Here is a 20,644-nt window from a genome sequence, read left to right on the forward strand (position 1 = left end):
TTTGAAAAAAAGAGGCGCCAAAGCTACATCAGCTATGGCGCCTCTTTTTTTAATTTAGATTCTACTTAGCCAAATGCTGCTTGAAGCAAACCATTAAACTCTTCTGAACCGTCTTCACTACTCCATAAACCCATTGATTGAGCTTGGCTAAAGGTTAGTTCATTTGTTGCAAGAGCAAATAGAACCGACGCGTCAGTTACACCAAATACGATTTCTTCGCCTTCTTTTGGTAGCTCGTGAGCTGCACTACTTAGCGTGTTTCCATCGGCTTTGATATTTAAAAAATGATTCCCTGCAATATCATAAACAGTCACTTCAAACTCTTCGCCTTGGTAGTGTGGTTTCAATCGTTGCTGAACTTGCCACAGCACCATATCCAACCGTTGAGAGTGCTTTTCTGAAACGACAATCTGTTGGTTCTTTTTTGCATCATTAATCGCAAGGGCAACACTAAAAGTTCCTGAAGGCATCGTCCCAATCGTTTGAAAGAAAGCGCCACCATCAATACCACACGCTAAAGTATTTATTGACGTTAAACCAAGCAGGGCAGTCAGTATTGTCGTTGCTAGATTGCGTTTCATCATTAACCTCATTTGTAACGTAGATGGTTTTGACAAGAAACAAAGGCCATTTTGATCATGGCCTTATTTCTTAGTGTGGCTGTTATTAGGTAGTGCTATTTAATTTAGACTTAATAGTGCCGACTTATTGGCTCATCGGACGATAGATGTTTGCATCTACTTCTTGTCCTTTCGCTGGGCGAGGAACAATTTCAAACTTGTCGTCGAAGCGAACCATTGATTGCTTAAGCTTCTCTAGTACCGTTGCGTCACCCGTGATTCCAGCTTTTCCTGATTTCAGCAAATCAGCCATAGTCGTTTGGCCAAGCAGAATCTGAGTCAGATCTGCTTTATTCACGTGAAGAGTAGCGTCTGCATCGTCACTTAGCTCCGCTGTCATCACGTTGTTCAAGTTACCATTAGATAGCTCAACAAAGTGTTTTTCACCAATATCAGGCACATTCACATTCATAGTAAACGGTGTTTTATCAGCTTTAGTTGCCACAACTTGAACCGCTAGGTAATCCAGTAAGTTTGTTACCGTCATTTCTGCAAGAACATCTGGCGACGCTGTTTTAGGAGCGCCCGGCATAGTGCCAATTCTTAGCTCTTGAGCACCCGTTAGGTAGATATTACGCCACCCAGCGCCTTCCGCTTGGTAGCCTTGTTGTTCATAACTATCAGCAAGTAATTGACGCGCTTCTTTGTGTTCTGGTTGTGCGATAACAACTTTGTTAAGCGCGGTAGAAACAAAACGGTAGTTACCTTCGCTAAAGTCATTCTTCGCTTTCGTTACGACAGCGTCTGCGCCACCCATGTATTCAACGAACTTTTCTGCTTCTTCTTGAACTGGAAGTGGATTCAAGTTTGCAGGGTTCATATCGAAGAAACCTAGGTACATGTTGTAAACAGCGCGAGCATTGTGGCTGTAAGTACCGTGGTAACCATTGGTGTGCCATGAGTTCTTAATTGACTCAGGAAGCTCATCATCGATTTTTGCACCGATATCTTGCATCACCATGCCGTTGTTCGCTAGACGCAACGTTTGGTTGTGAACAAAGCCGTAGTTATCACGTTGAAGCTTCATGAATTCAGTGATTTCTTCATTGCCCCAGATAGGTGATGAGTGAGAGCCGAATAGATACTCAATGTCGCCGCCCCAAGCGTTGATCATTTCGTTGATGTCTTTTGACCATTTCAATGAATCACGAACTTTCGCACCACGCAGTGTGTATACATTATGCATACCGTGATACATCATTTCACCAGTCCAAAGTGCATTCATTGATGGAATATACGCGGCACTGCCTGCAGGTGCTTCTGTACCTGCTGTATCCATAAAGACAAACTCAAGGCCGTCAATTTCTGTGGTGAAGAACTTTTGATCTTCGCCGCTTGGGAAAGTCTCATCTGGTGCAACTAAAGTGATAGCGCCAGTTGAAAGACCGTTTGCCAATGCTGCGTCAATCGCACCTGTTTCAGACGCTTTGCCTAACGTGCCACCATATTGATAAGCAGTACGACGAGACATTGCATTACCAGCAAGTACATTTTCGTCAATCGTTTCTTTGATAAATCCGTGAGGAGCGTAAGTTTTCACATTTGGAAAGCGTTCTTGAACAGCTTTAGAACCACCAAAGTGATCGGCATGGCTGTGAGAGTAGATCATCGCTACAATCGGTAGTTCGCCACCTTCAGGTACATTATCTAAAAAGAATTCTAACGAGGCGGCCATGGCTTCTTTGGTGAGCAGCACATCGTAAACAATCCAACCTGATTCACTGCGAATAAACGAGGCTGATGAAAGATCCGTTCCGCGTACTTGATAGATGCCGTCGCGAACTTGATATAATCCACCAGCAGCGTGGTTAAGTTGAGCTTGACGCCATAGGGATGGGTTTACTGTGTCCGGTGCGTCAGCGGCAATGGTTTGACCTTTATGCAAGTGAGAGAAACGATCGCTCAGGCTCTTACGTGTCTCTTCTGTTAGCGGAACAATTAACCCTTTATCATTATTTTCGAAAGCACGAACATCGTCGAAATTAAGTTGAGCAGCAAGTCTATGATTGGCAGTAGCCGTGTGCTCTGAAGCAGGCTTACCGTTGGCACTAATATCACCGACTGGTTTGTTAGATGCAGCACTTGCTGGAAGTGCGATCATGACTGCTAAAGCGATAACTGATTTGTTTAATGTAATCTTGTTCATCTTAACCTCGAAGGAGTATTCGTACTGGATTGAGGTAATAATAAACAGATGAAACATTTATATATATAAACTAAAATTAGGATTAAACATTCCTAATGGTGATGTGTTGGCTATGCAAACTAAAATAGATTGGAATTTATTCAGTGTCTTTATTGAGGTCTATCGCCTTGGTTCAATCACGACAGCAGCAGAAGTGCTGAATATGACTCAGCCTGGGGTAAGTAACGCATTAAAGCGATTACAGGAAAACCTAGGGGTGACACTGTTTATTCGAAAAGGGCGAGGCATTGCACCGACGGTTTCTGCAAAAATGTTGGCTGAGCAATTAGAGCTTGCTACCGGCATTATCGATCAGGCGTTGGATCAGGTTTTGGAGTTCGATCCCGCTCGTGCCCATAAATTTCATGTGACACTCAGTGAGCCAATTCAGCACCTCCTTCTTCCTCTATTGAATCACCCTAAACTTGCAGCATGTGAGTTAACTGTTTCGGTAACGCCCCCTTCTGATGATGAAGTATCAAAACAGCTTATTGAGAATCAAACAGATTTGGTCATCGACCTATTAGATAACTTGTTACCTTCTTTTTGTTCAAGTGAACTATTTAGCGAGAACCTTGTGATGGTGATAAGTAAAGAGCATCAACTCGCAAATAGAGATATGACGATTGATGAGTACTTCAGCTGCGGTCATATCGTGCAGAACCTTAAACGAGCGAATATGAGAATCGCGGAGTATTTTGCCAAAGAGCAACTAGGAAAGAGAAAGATAGTCGCGCAGGCTGATTCAATGTTATCTGCCATGGCAATGGCTTCTCGTACACAAAACATTACGATAGTGACAGAAAGCCTTGCAAATATGTATGCAGACAGTATGGGGCTTGCGGTGCACACTCTCCCCTTCAATAGTGGACGTGTTACACATCATTCAATTTGGCATAAAAGGGTCGACAATAGTCCAGCTCATCGCTGGTTGCGAAAAACCGTAGGAGAGTTATTGCAGATCGCCATTAAATAAGTGGCTAGGTAAAAGTTGTGTCAGGTTATTGATTGAATGGTAGCCAATTGTCAGCATTTACCTATTATGTAGGTGATAAAACTATCAGAGTAGTAAAAATGAAGATGTTACCTATTTTGACTTTGGCTCTCAGTAGCTTAGTAAGTTTAAGTGTATCAGCCAATGCGCCTACATTTCCTCACCTTGTGACAACGGGTTATGGTGAGGTCACTGCAACTCCCGATATGGCAGAATTTACGGTAAAAGTGGTTGAATCAACCATGACAGCCGAGCAAGCAAAACAGATGGTCGATAATGTCGTCGATGGCTTTATCGCTAAATTGACGGAACATGGTGTAGTGGCGACTAGCATCAATAGTTCTAATCTTTACCTGACACCACAGTACCATTATCCAAAGAAGGGTAAGCCTGAACTTGTAGGCTATCGAGCTTCTCGCACCATGACGGTTAAGGTGGATGATTTGGCTAATCTCAATCAATATCTGGATATTGCTTTAAGTGAGGGCATTAACCAGGTTGATACCATTCGTTTGAAAGTGCGTGATGAAGCCAAATATCAACAGCAAGCCCGTCTTGAAGCGATTAAAGATGCCAACGCAAAAGCACAATCTTTAGCTCATGGTTTTGAACAAGAGCTTGGAAGCGTATGGCGTATTGATTATAATATGCCTAGCTCTCAACCGGTTTTGATGCGCTCTATGTCTATGGATGCTAAGTCCGAAAGTAATAGCTATCAAGATTCGACGTTAGTGATCCGAGATCGAGTTGATGTGATTTATAAGCTTCAAAATTAATGAGCTTTTGTTATTAGATGAAGTGGTGCTTTAGCGCCACTTTTTTATTTCTATCTTTGTTGTTTATTGTCGGTATCTCATAGTCATAAATGAAGTATTTCAAAACCATTCTGCCATTTTTTGCGACTACTTTGGCCCTTATTCTCATTTCGTTCGTCTATTACGCCCAGCGGTACCAAACGGTTAAGCAGGATAGCTTTAATCAAAGTGTTAAAGAGGCGAAGGAGCAAATCACATACAGTCATCGAGAATACAGTTTTTTACGTACTCAAGTGATTTCGATATCGGATCTGCTCTCGAAAAATCAGGCAATGTATGACTACGTTTTTTCACCGACTCTATTTAATAAAAAGCAATTAGAGCAGGTTTGGTCATCAACAATGATCCACCAAAAATGGTTTCCTCAAATTCGCTATGTAGATTCTAACGGTAGTGAGCAAGTCAGTGTTAAATACTCCGAAGTAAATGATGAAATATCGATTACCAACAATCTTGGGGATGAGAGTCACCGAGACTACTTTAAGCTTGCTCAGTCGTTATCGGTTAGCCAAATGGGCTCTTGGGGAATAGACCTAGAAAACGAAAATGATTCAATCTCTGCTCATAATGCACCTGTTTTTCGAATCATTAGCCCTATTTCTGTGATGCAGGAAAAGGCCGGCTATTTAATCCTTAATATGGATATTGGCTATGTGTCATCGCGTTTTAATTACAAATTTAGTCGAGATTTTCGCCCTGAGCTGATCAGTGACCAAGGGTATTATATTGAAAGTCATCGAGCAGATAAGCTTCATGGGCATTTAATCGAAAGGCGAGTAGGTTACAACTTATCATCAGAGCACCCTAAAGTGTGGCAGCGCATGCTCAACGAAAAATCTGGATATATTGTAAATAATGGAGACCTATTTACTTTCAAACAGCTAGACGTGTCTTCAAATCAATCGTTATTCATTGTCGTACAAGCGAACAAAAAAACACTAAATCAAAGGCTTTCCAAAGACCTTGTTACGCTTCAGCAAGAGGTCGCCTTAGTCTTTTTAACGATGCTTCTGTTTGCTATACCCACTGTATTCACTTTTCTACATTACCGCCGTAGAAACCTAGAAAGTAAACTTGCTCGAGCTGCCATTGATGGTATGTCTGCTGTTGTTATTACTAATAAACAGCATCGTATTGTCATGGTGAATAAAGCATTTACGATCATGACTGGCTTGTCTCAGAAACAAGCACTCAATAAAGATGCTTATGAATTGGTCTCTGACATCACTAATATTGAAAAACTGAAACAAGTGAGTCAGCTTCTCAAGACTCAAGATACATGGGAAGGGGAGGTGATGATCAACAATAGCGCGGGTGTCCAGTCAACGCTAATTACAAGAATTCAGGCGTTCCACACGATAAAGTCAGAAGTGGATTATTACATCACGACCTTTGTTGATATTACCGAGAGAAAACAATTAGAAGATCAGTTAAGACTATTGAGTGAAAAAGATGAATTAACGAACCTGTATAACAGACGTAAATTTGAACAGGCACTGCTGAACCACGCTCAAATCGTTGAACGTTATAAAGCCCGATCGCCGGTGTGTTTAGCTATATTTGATATTGATTTTTTCAAGCGAGTGAATGATGAGAAAGGGCATGACGAAGGTGACCGAGTTATTCGTGTCGTTGCTCAGACACTTCAATCGAACTTAAGGCAAACGGATATGATTGCTCGAATTGGAGGGGAAGAGTTTGCCGTTATACTACCCAATACGTCACTTGATGAAGCAACACCAGTATTGGAACGATTACGAAAATCGGTGGAAGAGAATGTTGAACTGCCAGTCACTGTGAGTGGAGGCTATACTGATTTGACATCAAATAGCACCGACTCTTATAAGCGGGCTGATATTGCACTCTATAAAGCGAAATCGCTAGGGCGTAATCAGCTGTCGATTGTAAAGAGTAAGCCATTACTCTGTGCTTAATTAATAGAAAATAGAAACGTCAGTCACAATAACTGCAAGCAACAAAAAAGAGAGCCGAAGCTCTCTTTTTTAACATCAGAATCTAATCAGTTCTTAAAGAACGTGAACAGAAGCTGTGTTAGTAGTACCTGAAGCAACTAGTGCACCAGAAACCATTAGTACGATATCGCCTTTCTTACCTAGACCAGACTCTAGAGCAATGTTCTTACCGTTGATGTAGAAAGCATCTGTGCTTTCAATTGAATCAACAAGAACAGGCTTAACACCTTTCGTTAGTACTAGTTGAGCTGCTGTTTTCTTGTTTGTAGTAAGAGCAAGAATGTTTGCAGTTGGGAAGTACTTACGTACTGAACGTGCAGATTTACCGCCTTCAGTAGCAACAACGATAAGTGGAGCAGCTAGTTTCTCAGCTGTGTCTACCGCGCCTTTACATACTGCTTCAGTGATGCGTAGACGTGGGCTGTCTAGACGAGAACCTAGCTCAGCTTTAAGCGCGCTGTCAGTACGGTTCGCGATTTGAGCCATGATAGTTACTGATTCAACAGGGTACTTACCTTTCGCTGTTTCGCCAGAAAGCATAACTGCATCAGTACCATCCATGATAGCGTTCGCAACGTCGCCCGCTTCAGCACGAGTTGGACGTGGGTTGCTGATCATTGAATCAAGCATTTGAGTTGCTGTAATAACAGTCTTACGTGCACGGTTACACTTCTCGATCATCATTTTTTGAGCAAAGATTACTTCTTCAGCTGGGATTTCAACACCTAGATCGCCACGAGCAACCATGATGCCGTCAGAAGCTTCAAGAATTGAATCGAAGTTATCAACACCTTCTTGGTTCTCAATTTTTGAGATGATGTGGATGCTTTCGCCGCCGTTAGCGTTTAGAAGTGCACGGATTTCTTTAACATCGTCTTCTTTACGGATGAAAGAAGCAGCAACGAAATCAACGCCTTGCTCACAACCAAATTTAAGGTCAGCTTTGTCTTTTTCAGAAAGAGCTGGAAGTTGAACAGATACGCCAGGAAGGTTAACACCTTTGTTTTCGCCTAGAGCACCATTGTTAAGAACTTTACACTTAACTTCAGTTTCAGAAGTTGAGATAACTTCCATTTCGATTAGGCCGTCATCTACTAGGATAGTGTTACCAGCTGAAAGGTCTTTTGCAAAACCTAGGTAAGTAACAGCAACAACGTCTTTATTACCTACAACTGAAGCGTCAGTTGTGAAAGTGAATTCTTGACCAGCTACTAGATCAACATCATCGCCGCCATCTAGTTTGATAGTGCGGATTTCTGGACCTTTAGTATCCAGAAGGATAGCAAGTTGCTCGCCTTTAGTTTCCATTACTGAACGGAAGTTCGCAATACGAGTGCCGTGCTCTGCAAAGTCACCGTGAGAGAAGTTTAGGCGCATTACGTTCATGCCTGCATCAACTAGCTCAGTTAGCTTCTCTACAGATTCTGTTTTAGGGCCGATCGTACATACGATTTTGGTCTTTTTCATGGAAGATACTCTCCGGTAAGTATTGTTTCAATTTTAAATTGGTTTGTATTTTTAATGCAGAACCTGTGTTTAGCGCTTCTTATTTAGCTAAAACTCATCGGTTTTTAAATAACTACATCAATCTTGTAAGTCTTTCACCTGATTTAGTCATTTTATGACCAAGCAAAAGGCCACGAATCTAGGCTTTATGTGACTTAACCCACTTTATATGAGTAAGTTTTCAAACAAATTACGGTTAATTCTGTAATTAATTTTCTTTTCGGGCGCAATTCTACCACCGAATCAACTCAATATCACGGTCTAGAGTTGTCTTAGGACAAGGTTTTGGTATGAAATATTTATTTTTTAGATCGAAATAAATGGACGAATATCTTTCGGTTCGACTATACTTTCTTTCAGTTTGAAACTTAAAGTTGAATTTTAGATGTCGAAACGAAACACACAGCTGAGAAGGCACGCGATTTCCAACCTCATTATTGAGTTGGGTGAGGTAAGTGTTGAGGAACTATCCTGTAAGTTTACAACATCAGAGGTCACTATTAGAAAGGATCTCGCAGAGCTTGAGAGAAATGGTCAGCTATTACGCCGATACGGTGGTGCAATTGCACTACCTAAAGAAGTGGTTAATGAGGCACTGGCCCCTAAGGTTTCGCCACGAAAGGTAGAATTGGCAACGGCTGCCGCAGCTCTTATTCGGGACCATAATCGCATTGTGATCGATAGTGGCAGTACCACTGCTGCACTTATTCAACAGTTAAACCACAAAACGGGCCTAGTGGTGATGACCAACTCACTAAATGTGGCCAATGCACTTAACGATCTTGAAAGTGAGCCAACATTATTAATGACCGGCGGTACTTGGGATACTCATTCAGAATCATTTCAAGGGCAAGTTGCAGAGTCTGTATTGCGATCTTACGACTTTGATCAGCTATTTATTGGCGCTGACGGTATCGACCTTAGCCGAGGAACGACTACATTTAATGAGTTAGTTGGTTTAAGCAAGGTTATGGCAGAAGTGTCACGGGAAGTGGTTGTTATGGTCGAGTCTGAAAAGTTAGGCCGAAAAATTCCAAATTTAGAGTTGAGCTGGGAAAGTATCGATGTATTGGTTACCGATAGTGAACTTTCACCTGAACACACCGCAGAAATTGAATCAAATAACGTGCGGGTGATTCGAGCTTAATAAAGTTGTACTAAAAATCACCCTAGCTTTAAGGCCTTGCTTGCAGCCGTTAGGGATATAAAAAATAAAATTATAATGGAGTAAACACTATGTGTGGAATCGTAGGCGCAGTCGCGCAGCGTGATGTAGCAGAAATCTTAGTCGAAGGTCTTCGTCGCCTTGAGTATCGCGGATATGACTCTGCGGGTGTGGCAGTTGTTGATGCTCAAAGCAACCTGACTCGTGTTCGCCGTTTAGGTAAAGTTCAAGAGTTGGCTGACGCTGTTGAAAAGCAAGATGTACTTGGTGGTACAGGTATTGCCCATACTCGTTGGGCGACACACGGTGAACCTTCTGAAGCTAATGCTCACCCTCATATGTCTGGTGATATTGCGGTTGTTCATAATGGTATTATCGAGAATCATGAAGAGCTACGTGAATTACTTCGCGAGCGTGGTTATGTATTCGAATCTCAAACTGACACCGAAGTGATAGCTCACCTTGTAGAATGGGAATTGCGTAGCTGTAAGTCTTTGCGTGAAGCACTGCAAAAAACAGTCGCTCAGCTAGATGGTGCATATGGTACGGTGGTTGTGGACCGTAAAGACCCTAGCCGTATTGTTGTAGCTCGCTCTGGTAGCCCAATCGTGATTGGTTTTGGTGTGGGTGAAAACTTCTTAGCCTCTGATCAACTGGCACTGCTTAATGTCACTCGCCGCTTCATGTATTTGGAAGAAGGGGATGTCGCGGAGATCACTCGCCGTGACGTTACCGTTTACGATCTAAATCGCGAGCAAGTTGAACGTGAAATAACTGAATCGAACGCTGAGCATGATGCGGGTGATAAAGGAAAATATCGTCACTTCATGCAAAAAGAGATCTACGAGCAACCAACTGCATTGACGAATACGATGGAAGGTCGCATCACCAAAGACTCTGTCGTGACTGAAAGTATCGGACTTAATGCAGCGGAAATTCTCGCTAACGTTGAACACGTACAGATTATCGCTTGTGGTACGTCTTACAATGCAGGTATGGCGGCACGTTACTGGTTTGAAGATCTCGCTGGTGTTAGTTGTGATGTCGAAATTGCCTCAGAGTTCCGTTACCGCAAGTTTGTCACACGTCCAAACAGCCTATTAATTACCCTATCTCAGTCGGGTGAAACCGCTGATACGCTTGCAGCATTGCGCTTAGCGAAAGAGAAAGGCTATATGTCAGCAATGACTATCTGTAATGTTGCTGGTTCTTCATTGGTTCGTGAGTCTGATTTTGCCTTCATGACCCGAGCTGGTGTTGAAATTGGTGTAGCTTCAACGAAAGCTTTCACCACGCAACTTGCAGCGCTGCTGATGCTAGTAACAGCATTAGGCAAACAGAAAAACCTGATTGGTGCTGAGAAAGAGAAAGAGATCGTAGAAGCACTGCATTCGATTCCACAGCAGATCAATGCTGCACTGGCGTTTGAAAAAGAGATTGAAGCACTGGCTGAAGATTTCGCAGATAAGCACCATACACTGTTCCTAGGCCGCGGTGAGTTCTACCCCATCGCAATGGAAGCATCGTTGAAACTTAAAGAGATTTCTTACATTCACGCTGAAGCGTATGCAGCTGGTGAACTGAAACACGGCCCATTAGCACTAATTGATGCAGATATGCCTGTTGTTGTTGTGGCTCCGAACAATGAATTATTAGAGAAGCTAAAATCTAATATCGAAGAAGTTCGAGCACGTGGCGGTTTGTTGTATGTGTTTGCAGATGCTGATGCAGGCTTTGAAGCAGATGAGAACATGAAGATTATCACCATGCCTAACGTGAGTGATATTACTGCTCCTATCTACTACACGATTCCGATGCAGTTGCTCTCTTACTATGTTGCTCTGATCAAAGGGACCGATGTAGATCAACCAAGAAACCTAGCGAAAGCCGTTACAGTAGAGTAGCGCAAAGAGACAATACGACGTTATTGTCCTCCGACCGTTATAGGGTCGTGTTAAATACTACAAAGCCAAGGTGATGACCTTGGCTTTTGTTTATCCGGCGTCTTCTAAATAGGGGATAACATCTTTCAAATTAGTGACAATGTGTATCTGGTCCTTAAACTCAGCTAAAGGGGGAAGCAGATCTGGAATCATGATTGCCTGACACCCTGCAGATAGCGCGGCATTGATGCCGTGATTGGAGTCCTCTAGTACTAAACACTCTTTCGGGTCTAAAGATAACTTTCGGCAGGCTAATAGATAGCAGTCTGGTTTAGGCTTACTACGAGTCACGTCTTCAGCGGTAATGATTAGCTCAAATTGGTTTAGGTATTCGCTTGAACGAAAGTTCTGCTGAACATCCTCAAGGCGAGAAGAAGTGACAATGGCGGTGGTGAGTCCTAGGTTTTTAATCACGCGAAATAATTCGTCAAACCCTGGTTTGAATGAGATACCTTGCTGACGAAGCGCTGAAAAGTGCGCGTTCCTTACCTTTATATACTGAACTATATCGATCTGCTCGGTACAATGAGAGTAGAGAATCTGTTCACACTGAGTATCTTGGACGCCGATAAACTGCTGATAGAAATCGTCAGTAAGGAGAAGACTTTGTTCTTTGGCTGCAAATTTCCAGCTTTGTTTATAGACAGACTCTGTATCGAAAATAAGACCATCCATATCGAAGAGAACGGCTTTGATCATCGTGACTCCTTAATAAAGAAGCGAAATAGAAAACAGGGCTGATACTGGATTAAAACGGACTTTCTTTACCAAGTTCATTACAGATGTCGACAATGGCAAGTGAAAGGCCGGATTTAATAATTTGCTGCTGGCGCTGCAGCTGAAGGTGGTAAAATTCCAAATCAATATCATCATCAGGCTCACTGACTTCAAGTTGCACCACTCCCATCTTCTTAACTAGGTTAAGCTCTTTTATAGGCAAGAGAATGTTTGGGTCGGTAAACTCATAATCAGACGCATCATTGTTGAGCATATTTTTGATCTTTATGATGTCCTCGATATCGTGATATACCTCATCGGGAAGGACACCTAAACCAAATAGCAGTTTTAAACGTACAGAGAGATCCCCTAACGGGCCTGAGTCTTGTAGTAGAGGACCAACAACAGATTGCACCGCAAAATTGTCTTTACGAAAGATTCGTTGAACGAGCGCGTCAATCGAGCTATTAAAGACGTCGACGGCTGCAATAAAAAAACCACGTACCGATGGTGCGTTGTTTAGCTGTTCGATGATTTCAGTTTCGTTAATATTATTAATTGCCATACCTGTCTTTAAATTTGCGATAAAAGGGGCGTTCCTAGCCCCTCAACTATCTATAGTTGGTTGTAAATGGCTTCGATCTCTGCCACTTCTTTGCTGTTCTCAGCCAAGCCAGTATATTGAACTAAGGTTTGCTTAATGCCTTGCTCATTAATCGACTCTTGTAACTCAACCGCCTGAGGGTCAGTCGCATTTGTGTATTTTAATGCGGCAGCAACACCTTTTAAAAGTATTTTATTATCAGTGCCATACTCGATTGTACCTAAAAGTGGTTTTATTAATCGATCATTTGGCCCTAGTTTACGAATTGGTTGGCGACCAACGCGATCCACTTCATCGACTAAGAATGGATTAGCAAAGCGGTCCAGTATCTTATTGATGTATGCATCGTGTAATTCTCGGTCGAAGCCGTAGCGTTGAATGAGGACTTCTCCGCTCTCTTGCATGGCCTGCTTAACTTGTTGCTGAATATCTTTATCTTCAATGGCATCGCGAATGGTGGGGTGACCTTTGAGGCAACCTAGATAAGCGGTGATGCAGTGGCCAGTGTTGAGAGTAAACAGTTTACGTTCAACGAACGCCATTAAATTCGATGTCTTTTCCATTCCTTCAATGTCGGGAATTTCGCCTTTAAATTGCTGTTCATCAACAATCCACTCGCTGAAACTTTCAACGGTGACTTCTAATGGATCATCATTGGCTGCCGATGTTGGTGGCACAATACGGTCTACTGCTGAATCAACAAAGCCAACCAGTGTTTCAGTTTGCTCGTGCAGTGATTCATCTAAGTATTTGTAGACCTCACCTTTTAAGTGAGTCGTGCCGCGAACCATATTCTCACAAGCTATGATATTTAATGGTTTTAGGTTTCCTGAAGCGAAACGCTTGGTAATCCCTTTAGCAATGGTTTTTGCGATGATATCGAGTACGTTCGGACCAACGGCTGTTGTGACTAAATCTGTTTTGACGATTCGATCAATCACATCTTCACTCGCTGAATTAACCGCGGTAACGTGAGTGACGGTGTCTGTCTGGCATTGAGAGCCAACGACTTTCACTTTGTACTCTTGTTTATGGCTTAATTGATCAACGAGTGGTTTATCAACATCAGCGAAAGTGACCTCAACATCAGCGTCTGCTAACAATTTACCAATGAAACCACGTCCGATATTGCCTGCGCCAAAATGAACTGCATTCTTCATAATCTTACCTACTCAAAATATTTCAAAAATGGATAACTGTTTTTACTAAGGTGAGGTCAACCGTATAGGGGGCAGTTGACCTCTTTTTGCTCAGGAGCAAAAACCTTATGCGGCTTGGTGACCAGATAAGATGTTCAAAATTTCATTAACATCTTGTGTATTAGTCAGCTTTTCGATGGCATCTGGCTCATCAAGCGCGTTAGTTATCGAGGTAATAACCTGAATATGTTCGTCATTTTTGGCTGCAATTCCGATGACCAGTTTTGCAACATCGTCTTTATCGTCTGTAAATTGAATACCAGAAGGGTATTGGCAAATAACGATGCCCGTCTTCTTCACTCGGTCTTTGGCTTCTACCGTTCCATGGGGAACAGCAATAGACTCACCTAAGTAGGTTGGAACCAGTTTTTCACGTTCAAACATCGCATCCACGTATTCTGGCTCAGCGTAACCGAGCTCAACAAGCTTATTACCAGCAAAGCGGATAGCTTCGTCTTTATTATTTGCTTTAAGAGCAAGGTGGATATTTTTGGATTGGATTTGGAATACAGAAGGTTGAGTCTGCTCAAAACTATCATCGTTAGCCGCTAAAACGGATACCTTTCCTAGGTTATCGTCGTTGGCTGCCGTGCTCTTTTGAGCCGCTAATAGTTTAGTCACTAATTGATTGTACATTTCACTGTCTAAGAAGTTAGTGAGTGAAATATGGTGTGCATTCGCAGCATGTTTGCGAGCACGGTCAGTTAGGTCTTTATGAGTAATCACAATGTCAGCACTTTCTGTCAAACTGTTAATCGCTAGGTTTGTCACGTGAATGGTTAAACCCGCTTCTTGAATCTTCTTACGCAGTAGACCTGCGCCCATTGCACTTGAACCCATACCGGCATCACAAGCAACAATAATGCTTTGTACGCTGGCTAAATCGATGTCACCTTTACCTTGGTTAGCAACGGTTGCGCCTTTCGAAGCTGACTTCATGTCTTTCATTTGTGATGTTGCTTTGCTTAACGCTAACTCATCACCATCTTCTTCTGTCGATGTTTGTGTCTTCAACAGTAATGCAGCAACAGTAAATGAAACGGCAGTAGCGGAGACGATAGATGCAAGTACACCGATGATTGATCCTTTCTGTGTCATTAAGAGAACAGCAAAGATTGAACCCGGAGAAGCTGGAGATACGATACCCGCATCAAAAGCAGTTAGAACAAATACCCCTGTCATACCACCTGCAATAGCCGCTAGGATCAAGCGAGGATTCATTAGAATGTATGGGAAGTAAATTTCATGGATACCACCAAAGAAGTGGATAATTGAAGCGCCGCCCGCTGTTTGTTTCGCCGTGCCTTTACCGAAGACCATGTAAGCAAGAAGAATACCTAGCCCAGGCCCTGGGTTTGCTTCAATCAGGAAGAAGATCGATTGACCCGCTTCAGATGCCTGTTGAATACCAAGAGGAGAGAAAATACCGTGGTTAATCGCGTTATTTAGGAAAAGGATTTTTGCAGGTTCAACAAAAATAGATGTTAAAGGAAGTAGGTGCGCTTCAACTAGGAAGTGTACGCCGCCAGCAAGACCTGCCGAAAGTACTTTAACAAATGGACCGATAAAGAAGAAAGCGATGATCGCACAGACCATACCAATGATGCCTGCTGAGAAATTGTTAACCAACATCTCAAAGCCACTTTTAATTTTACCATCCACTTTTTGGTCAAATGTTTTGATTGCCCAGCCGCCCATAGGACCAACCATCATGGCACCCATAAACATAGGGATATCCGTTCCGACAATAACGCCCATTGTGGTGATAGCACCAACAACTGCGCCGCGTTCACCGCCAACTAACTTACCACCGGTATAACCGATTAGTAATGGAAGTAGGTAAGTGATCATAGGTCCAACCATGGCTGCTAAGGTTTCGTTAGGTAGCCAGCCTGTTGGAATAAATAGTGCGGTAATAAAGCCCCAAGCGATAAAGGCGCCAATATTTGGCATTACCATGTTAGATAAGAAGCGACCAAAATTTTGTATCTTGATCTTAGCATCTGGTGATATCATGAGAATTCCCCGTTCGATGTTCTAATGATTATTGTGTGGTAACGGTTCGCTAAAACCGTTTCGTTGATTGCTTAGTACTCAATCAATTTACCACACAAATTAATAATAGAACTGACAACGGGTTTTTTGTGACCGCTATCCCGAAGTTGTGCTTTTATTGATGGGTTTTAGTGATGCTCTTCAAGTTTATAGTGTGTAATTTTAATACAAAATGCAGGTTGCATAAAAGTCAATTAAAATATAAGTGACAAATCTCTCGAATTTCAGATTTATGAATTTAAATATATTGTGATCTAGGTCTTTATTTTGATTATTTTCTGATTAATCCAAACATTAGGTGTGATTTAGATCGCATTTGCATTCCTTTTTAACTTGATTCTATTGATTTTTAATAACCCTATAGAGTTAGTTGAAATTAAGTAACGATTATTGATTGCTCAGGCATCTGTGTATTTAACCTGTGAATGTGTTGTTCGGTGTACTATTTGTGTCATTTCTATAATTAATCGAGTTATCGAAAGTAGACCTACTTCAATATATCGGTTTATTGTAAGGCGATACTAGCGTGCAACATTGATAAATTTCGCACTGGCAAATAAATTATCGCTCACAAAACACTCTACTGTAATGTTAATCGAAGAGGATTGTTGCTAAGTTGACTAGGCGTTTAACGCTATAAAAATAATGACACAAACTTCGTTTTTGCTGAGCTGGAATAGACGGGAGCTAAATGCTCCCGTTGTTGTATCTGCGACATAGGATCTTGGCTCTTTAGAAGCTCTTGATGAAAAGTATGAAGCCTATCTCTGCACTCCTGTCACTTTGTAAATTCAACAATAGTCCATTCCTCTCGTGGCTCACCACAGGCCTCTTTATAAGTAGTACACCAAACAAATAGGGCTGAGAGTAACAGAGCAAAGTCTTTATTCGTTAGGTCATGCTATGGCTCTAATCGGTAATGGTTGAATGAGTGAGAATACGATAAATAGAAGTCACTCTATAATCACATCTGATGGACTAAGTACTGATATCTACAACGGGTTTTCATGGTTGGTGAAGATAAGGGGTTTTGAAGCAAGGAGCGAGGCTGTTATATGGAATTGGCTAAGATTGTCTGCTGCATGTTAGCTACACAGGAACTTAAAAAGCAAAAGGCCTGAGAAGCATAAATGCTCTCAGGCCTTTCTATATTTGGTGGCCCCTCCCAGATTTGAACTGGGGACCGAACGATTATGAGTCGTCGAAATGTAATATTTCATAGAATTTCATTTTATAGTATTCCATTTAATTTCTGAATCATATCAGTGCTTTATGTTGCAATTCGAATTCCATCATGTATCGTGATCTTTCATTCAGCTACACTCTTACTTGACTAAGTACTTGACTAAAAAATTATTTAGTCAAGTAACGTACAGTACTTATACAGGTGTTCTATGAGCGTATTTACGGTTAGTTCGATAAAAGGTCTAAAGTCTAAAGAGAAGCCTTACTATGTGTGGGATTCCAACGGTGAACGTGGCGCAGGCAAGCTTGGTGTCCAAGTTACGCCGAAAGGCTCTAAAAGGTTTGTCTTTCGCTATTTTGTTAAAAATGGGAAGACTCGCTTTATTCAGTTGGGTTCTTTTCCAGAACTGTCGCTTTCTGACGCTAGAGATAAGGCGAAAGAGTACGGTGGTTGGTTACAGCAGGGAATAGATCCTAAAGCTAGATTAGCTGACGAACTGCAAGCTCTAGAGCGAGAGAGAATAGAACACGCTCAGAAAGGAAGTATCGAGCAATTGTTTCACTCTTATACAGCTCAAATGAAAAAAGATGGAAAGCGCACCTATGAGGCCGTCTTGAGAGCGCTGGAAAAAGAGACCTACAATTTTATCGACAGAGACACCAAGGCAAAGGATGTAACGCCTCATGACATTATTTCAATATTAGCGAATATGATTCGACGTGGTGCGCCCACTCAAAGCAATCGTGTCAGAAGTTACTTAATGGCGGCATTTAGCTATGGCTTAAAGCATGACAATGATCCGGCTAACTATATTGAAGAAGCGAAGTTTGGCCTTACTGTAAATCCTGTCTCGGGTATCCCTAAGCAGAAAAGTGCTGAACATGTTGGTGACCACTACTTAAACCATCAAGAAATAACCCAACTGTTTGGCGACTTAAAGACAGAGCATACACGCTTTGCAATGGGGGGGACGTTAAGAAACCTGATTGCGTTATGCTTTTATACGGGAGGGCAGCGTCCTTTTGAGTTGATCAGTTCAAAGTGGGAGTCGGTGAGCTGGGAACAAAAAACGCTATTGATACCGAAGAGCGTGTCCAAGACTAAGCGAGAGCATATTATCCCTTTAACTGATAGCGCAATCGAATTATTAAGACACCAAAGAACGATTACAGATTCGATGGAAAGTGATTATATTTTCCCTCATAGAGATGATGTTGCTGAGCATATTCGCCCCGACTCACTCACGCAGACTATTACACGATATCGAGAGGCGACCCCGATGGTACGAAGTTTTGTCGCGCGTGATATTCGGCGAACCTGTAAAACATTAATGGGCGAGCTTGGGATTGAAAAGTCGATCCGTGACCGATTACAGAACCATGCTCAAAACGATGTCAGTTCAAAGCACTATGACCGATACGATTACCTATCTGAAAAGCGTAGGGCGCTGGAATTATGGGAGCGAAAGCTGAACAAAACAAATGATGGGTCGAATGTTATTCAAATGAGGCATGGGCAATAGCTGTTATTGCGAACTGGTATTTGGCGTAAAACTTTACTGTTAATTAACAATAAATACTGCCTTGTAGTGATATTTTGCGTATTATTACCCAAACAAATCTAAATAGAGTCGATAACATGGCACGTATAACCGTTGCAGAGCGCGAACAGAAGAAACAAATGATGGACGATCTTATCTTTCGTTTGTTTATGACAGAAGGTTGGGAAGTGGTCACCTATGACCGACTTGCTAAAGAGTTGGGAATGGGTAAGAGCAGCATTCAACGTTATTACGAAAGTAAGAACATGTTCATGACGGCTTTGCAGGGGAAAGTATTTCCTCTGGCTATGCAGAAATTAGACTTTAGCACCAGTGAAGCCTTTATCAACAGTTGGGTTAAAGCGTACCATGATGAAGACTCCCATGTATTTCGTGAAGTGGTTCGTATGCTAATGGATAACATCATGTCGAGTGGAACCGCACCACAAGCGAAAGCCGCTATTTATAGAATGATCCAGCAACTCGAAAACATCATGCCACACCAAGAAGCAGAAGATACCATGAAGATGGTATTAGGCTGCACTGTCTATGCATTCTTAGAAGACTAGAAAAAACAACCGTTTAAAATTAACACAAAAAAACTTTGAACTTTTTGCGTACTAGTACTTGACGATGAGGTTTTGATCTCTATAATGCGTATCCGTACACAGCGAAGCGTCTCTTCGCTTTTTTATTAAAACCAATGCGTACTAGTTCGCATTTAATCGTAGGGTATACGAAAAATGAAAAAGACAATTCTAGCAACACTTATCGCAGCAACTTCTTTTGGTTCGGTAGCTGGTGTAACTACACCAATTGACGAATCGCCAGTTATGGGTATTCCTTCAAATGGTGATCACGCGCCAATCATGCGCAACCCTGATAACTCACCTGTTATGGGTATTCCAGAGCGCGGTGATATGAACGATCGTGTAGGTCTTCCAGAGAACCCAAATCAACCAATTACAATACCACGTGAAAATGATGGCTGGGTAGGAATTAACCCTCCTTCTGACGAAAAGCCAATGCCTATTGTTGATACAAACAAAGCGCGCTCTACTCTTGCCAATAAAGCGCTAGAGAATAAAACTATTGATAGTCAACATGGTGTAACTGTTGCAGATATTACTGTGTCTGAAAGTGGTCAGGTAACAGCTATCGTTGCTTATGAAGATGAGAAAGGAAACGAGATTATTCGAGAGGTGTCTTACCAATCTACAGGAGAATACAAGGAAAATATTCGTAACGCAGTAAGCAAAGAGCGTAATGCTGTGAACTTACCAACGCCAGTTGAAGGTATTAATCCACCTAACGATGGTGTTGAAAAACCAATGCCTATTCGTGATGATATTATCCTTACACCTGAAGCAAAAGAAGCACTAGTAGAAGAAATTAAATCGCGTAATGATTTCGGCACTAATCCACCCCCTGCTGATGGTGACCTACCACCAGTAGAAACACCTGACCTACCAATTGTTACGCCAGTACCAGGTGAAGTAGGTAACGGTACGGTTCAGTCTTATGCAGAGCAAGCACAAGAAGTATACGCTAAGACACAAGCAGCAACTGACGCACAGCAAGACGCAGCAATTGCAAGCAACACACTTAGCATTAACGACCTTTACAACCAAGTTGACCGTTTAGACGAGAAAATGGACGGTGTAATGGCTTCAACTCAAGCAGTAACAGCAGCACGTCCATACATGGGTGCTAACCAAACTAACGCTATCGGTGTTGGCCTTGGTCACGCAGGTGACGCACAATCAATGGCAATTGGTTACGGACACCGTATGAACGAAAACTGGACTGCTAACGCTAACGTTTCAATCACAACTGCTTCAGACACTGATGTATCAGTAGGCGCAGGTGTTGGTTACGCTTGGTAATCTAATACCCTACAAACTGGTATTAACGGTTTATCCCTACCTTCGGGTAGGGAGTTTTTTTAAGCGCTCTATTCATCAAGTCATTATCCATGCTGTTTAACGGTGTAGTGATTAGAGCGCTTAAAGAACCTTTATTAAGCCGTATGGTTCACTAAATTTTAGTGTTTGCATTGTCCGAATAACATATTGAATACATCTAGCCCTATCAACGTTACTCGTTGATGGGTTTTTTTCGTTTTATCAACTGACTTTATAT

At 42.0% G+C, this 20,644-nt stretch carries 15 protein-coding genes; 8 read left to right on the plus strand and 7 right to left on the minus strand.

The window, feature by feature from the left end; translation table 11 throughout:
* Positions 1-65 precede the first annotated feature (65 nt).
* Both L4C54_RS21325 and L4C54_RS21330 read right to left on the minus strand, forming a co-directional pair.
* Positions 66-584: a hypothetical protein gene (locus L4C54_RS21325; RefSeq protein WP_428809724.1), complete on the minus strand. Its 519-nt coding sequence runs from the start codon at positions 582-584 to the stop codon at positions 66-68.
* Between the two features lie 121 nt (positions 585-705).
* Positions 706-2,766 (minus strand): alkyl/aryl-sulfatase, encoded by a 2,061-nt coding sequence (locus tag L4C54_RS21330; protein WP_428809725.1) that lies wholly within the window; start codon positions 2,764-2,766, stop codon positions 706-708.
* 112 nt (positions 2,767-2,878) lie between these two features.
* On the opposite strand from L4C54_RS21330, the gene L4C54_RS21335 reads away from it, so the two are divergent.
* The 3 genes from L4C54_RS21335 (at position 2,879) to L4C54_RS21345 (ending at position 6,548) form a co-directional block, all read left to right on the plus strand.
* Positions 2,879-3,781: a LysR family transcriptional regulator gene (locus L4C54_RS21335; protein WP_428809726.1), complete on the plus strand. Its 903-nt coding sequence runs from the start codon at positions 2,879-2,881 to the stop codon at positions 3,779-3,781.
* Between the two features lie 98 nt (positions 3,782-3,879).
* Positions 3,880-4,575: an oxidative stress defense protein gene (locus L4C54_RS21340; protein ID WP_428809727.1), complete on the plus strand. Its 696-nt coding sequence runs from the start codon at positions 3,880-3,882 to the stop codon at positions 4,573-4,575.
* 89 nt (positions 4,576-4,664) lie between these two features.
* Positions 4,665-6,548 carry a GGDEF domain-containing protein gene (locus L4C54_RS21345; RefSeq protein WP_428809728.1) on the plus strand — a complete coding sequence of 628 codons (1,884 nt, stop codon included), beginning with the start codon at positions 4,665-4,667 and terminating at the stop codon, positions 6,546-6,548.
* A 93-nt stretch (positions 6,549-6,641) separates the two neighbouring features.
* Here the strand turns inward: L4C54_RS21345 and pykF are convergent, their stop codons facing one another.
* The gene (gene pykF, locus L4C54_RS21350) at positions 6,642-8,054 is read right to left on the minus strand and encodes a pyruvate kinase PykF (protein WP_428801220.1); all 1,413 of its coding nucleotides are present in this window, start codon (positions 8,052-8,054) and stop codon (positions 6,642-6,644) included.
* Between the two features lie 424 nt (positions 8,055-8,478).
* Here pykF and L4C54_RS21355 point away from each other — a divergent pair, with 424 nt between their 5' ends.
* Both L4C54_RS21355 and glmS read left to right on the plus strand, forming a co-directional pair.
* Positions 8,479-9,240, plus strand: coding sequence for a DeoR/GlpR family DNA-binding transcription regulator (locus L4C54_RS21355; RefSeq protein WP_428809729.1), 762 nt, complete (start codon positions 8,479-8,481; stop codon positions 9,238-9,240).
* An 89-nt stretch (positions 9,241-9,329) separates the two neighbouring features.
* Positions 9,330-11,162: a glutamine--fructose-6-phosphate transaminase (isomerizing) gene (glmS, locus tag L4C54_RS21360; RefSeq protein WP_428809730.1), complete on the plus strand. Its 1,833-nt coding sequence runs from the start codon at positions 9,330-9,332 to the stop codon at positions 11,160-11,162.
* 90 nt (positions 11,163-11,252) lie between these two features.
* Here glmS and L4C54_RS21365 read toward each other — a convergent pair whose 3' ends face one another.
* The 4 genes from L4C54_RS21365 to L4C54_RS21380 all read right to left on the minus strand — a co-directional run bounded on the left by L4C54_RS21365 (position 11,253) and on the right by L4C54_RS21380 (position 15,737).
* Positions 11,253-11,900, minus strand: coding sequence for an HAD family hydrolase (locus tag L4C54_RS21365; protein ID WP_428809731.1), 648 nt, complete (start codon positions 11,898-11,900; stop codon positions 11,253-11,255).
* Between the two features lie 49 nt (positions 11,901-11,949).
* Positions 11,950-12,483 (minus strand): MltR family transcriptional regulator, encoded by a 534-nt coding sequence (locus L4C54_RS21370; RefSeq protein WP_428809732.1) that lies wholly within the window; start codon positions 12,481-12,483, stop codon positions 11,950-11,952.
* A 50-nt stretch (positions 12,484-12,533) separates the two neighbouring features.
* Positions 12,534-13,682 (minus strand): mannitol-1-phosphate 5-dehydrogenase, encoded by a 1,149-nt coding sequence (locus L4C54_RS21375; RefSeq protein ID WP_428809733.1) that lies wholly within the window; start codon positions 13,680-13,682, stop codon positions 12,534-12,536.
* A 105-nt stretch (positions 13,683-13,787) separates the two neighbouring features.
* On the minus strand, positions 13,788-15,737 hold the full coding sequence (locus L4C54_RS21380; RefSeq protein WP_428809734.1) for a PTS mannitol transporter subunit IICBA: 1,950 nt from the start codon (positions 15,735-15,737) through the stop codon (positions 13,788-13,790).
* A 1,433-nt stretch (positions 15,738-17,170) separates the two neighbouring features.
* Between L4C54_RS21380 and L4C54_RS21385 the strand changes: the two genes are divergently transcribed.
* The 3 genes from L4C54_RS21385 (at position 17,171) to L4C54_RS21395 (ending at position 20,388) form a co-directional block, all read left to right on the plus strand.
* Positions 17,171-18,484 (plus strand): tyrosine-type recombinase/integrase, encoded by a 1,314-nt coding sequence (locus L4C54_RS21385; protein ID WP_428809735.1) that lies wholly within the window; start codon positions 17,171-17,173, stop codon positions 18,482-18,484.
* Positions 18,485-18,600: 116 nt separating this feature from the next.
* A complete protein-coding gene (locus tag L4C54_RS21390) occupies positions 18,601-19,071 on the plus strand; it encodes a TetR family transcriptional regulator (protein WP_428809736.1) in 471 nt (156 codons plus the stop codon).
* 174 nt (positions 19,072-19,245) lie between these two features.
* Positions 19,246-20,388, plus strand: a complete 1,143-nt coding sequence (locus tag L4C54_RS21395; RefSeq protein WP_428809737.1) for a YadA C-terminal domain-containing protein — start codon at positions 19,246-19,248, stop codon at positions 20,386-20,388.
* The last annotated feature ends 256 nt before the right edge of the window (positions 20,389-20,644 follow it).

The sequence above is a fragment of the Vibrio lamellibrachiae genome (genome assembly GCF_050337265.1).
Classification (GTDB): Bacteria; Pseudomonadota; Gammaproteobacteria; order Enterobacterales; family Vibrionaceae; genus Vibrio; species Vibrio kyushuensis.

Excerpts from the sequence above, each read along its gene's own strand:
- L4C54_RS21325 (WP_428809724.1), bottom strand. The coding sequence starts at position 584 with ATGATGAAACGCAATCTAGCAACGACAATACTGACTGCCCTGCTTGGT.
- L4C54_RS21330 (WP_428809725.1), bottom strand. The coding sequence starts at position 2,766 with ATGAACAAGATTACATTAAACAAATCAGTTATCGCTTTAGCAGTCATG.
- L4C54_RS21335 (WP_428809726.1), top strand. The coding sequence starts at position 2,879 with ATGCAAACTAAAATAGATTGGAATTTATTCAGTGTCTTTATTGAGGTC.
- L4C54_RS21340 (WP_428809727.1), top strand. The coding sequence starts at position 3,880 with ATGAAGATGTTACCTATTTTGACTTTGGCTCTCAGTAGCTTAGTAAGT.
- L4C54_RS21345 (WP_428809728.1), top strand. The coding sequence starts at position 4,665 with ATGAAGTATTTCAAAACCATTCTGCCATTTTTTGCGACTACTTTGGCC.
- pykF (WP_428801220.1), bottom strand. The coding sequence starts at position 8,054 with ATGAAAAAGACCAAAATCGTATGTACGATCGGCCCTAAAACAGAATCT.
- L4C54_RS21355 (WP_428809729.1), top strand. The coding sequence starts at position 8,479 with ATGTCGAAACGAAACACACAGCTGAGAAGGCACGCGATTTCCAACCTC.
- glmS (WP_428809730.1), top strand. The coding sequence starts at position 9,330 with ATGTGTGGAATCGTAGGCGCAGTCGCGCAGCGTGATGTAGCAGAAATC.
- L4C54_RS21365 (WP_428809731.1), bottom strand. The coding sequence starts at position 11,900 with ATGATCAAAGCCGTTCTCTTCGATATGGATGGTCTTATTTTCGATACA.
- L4C54_RS21370 (WP_428809732.1), bottom strand. The coding sequence starts at position 12,483 with ATGGCAATTAATAATATTAACGAAACTGAAATCATCGAACAGCTAAAC.
- L4C54_RS21375 (WP_428809733.1), bottom strand. The coding sequence starts at position 13,682 with ATGAAGAATGCAGTTCATTTTGGCGCAGGCAATATCGGACGTGGTTTC.
- L4C54_RS21380 (WP_428809734.1), bottom strand. The coding sequence starts at position 15,737 with ATGATATCACCAGATGCTAAGATCAAGATACAAAATTTTGGTCGCTTC.
- L4C54_RS21385 (WP_428809735.1), top strand. The coding sequence starts at position 17,171 with ATGAGCGTATTTACGGTTAGTTCGATAAAAGGTCTAAAGTCTAAAGAG.
- L4C54_RS21390 (WP_428809736.1), top strand. The coding sequence starts at position 18,601 with ATGGCACGTATAACCGTTGCAGAGCGCGAACAGAAGAAACAAATGATG.
- L4C54_RS21395 (WP_428809737.1), top strand. The coding sequence starts at position 19,246 with ATGAAAAAGACAATTCTAGCAACACTTATCGCAGCAACTTCTTTTGGT.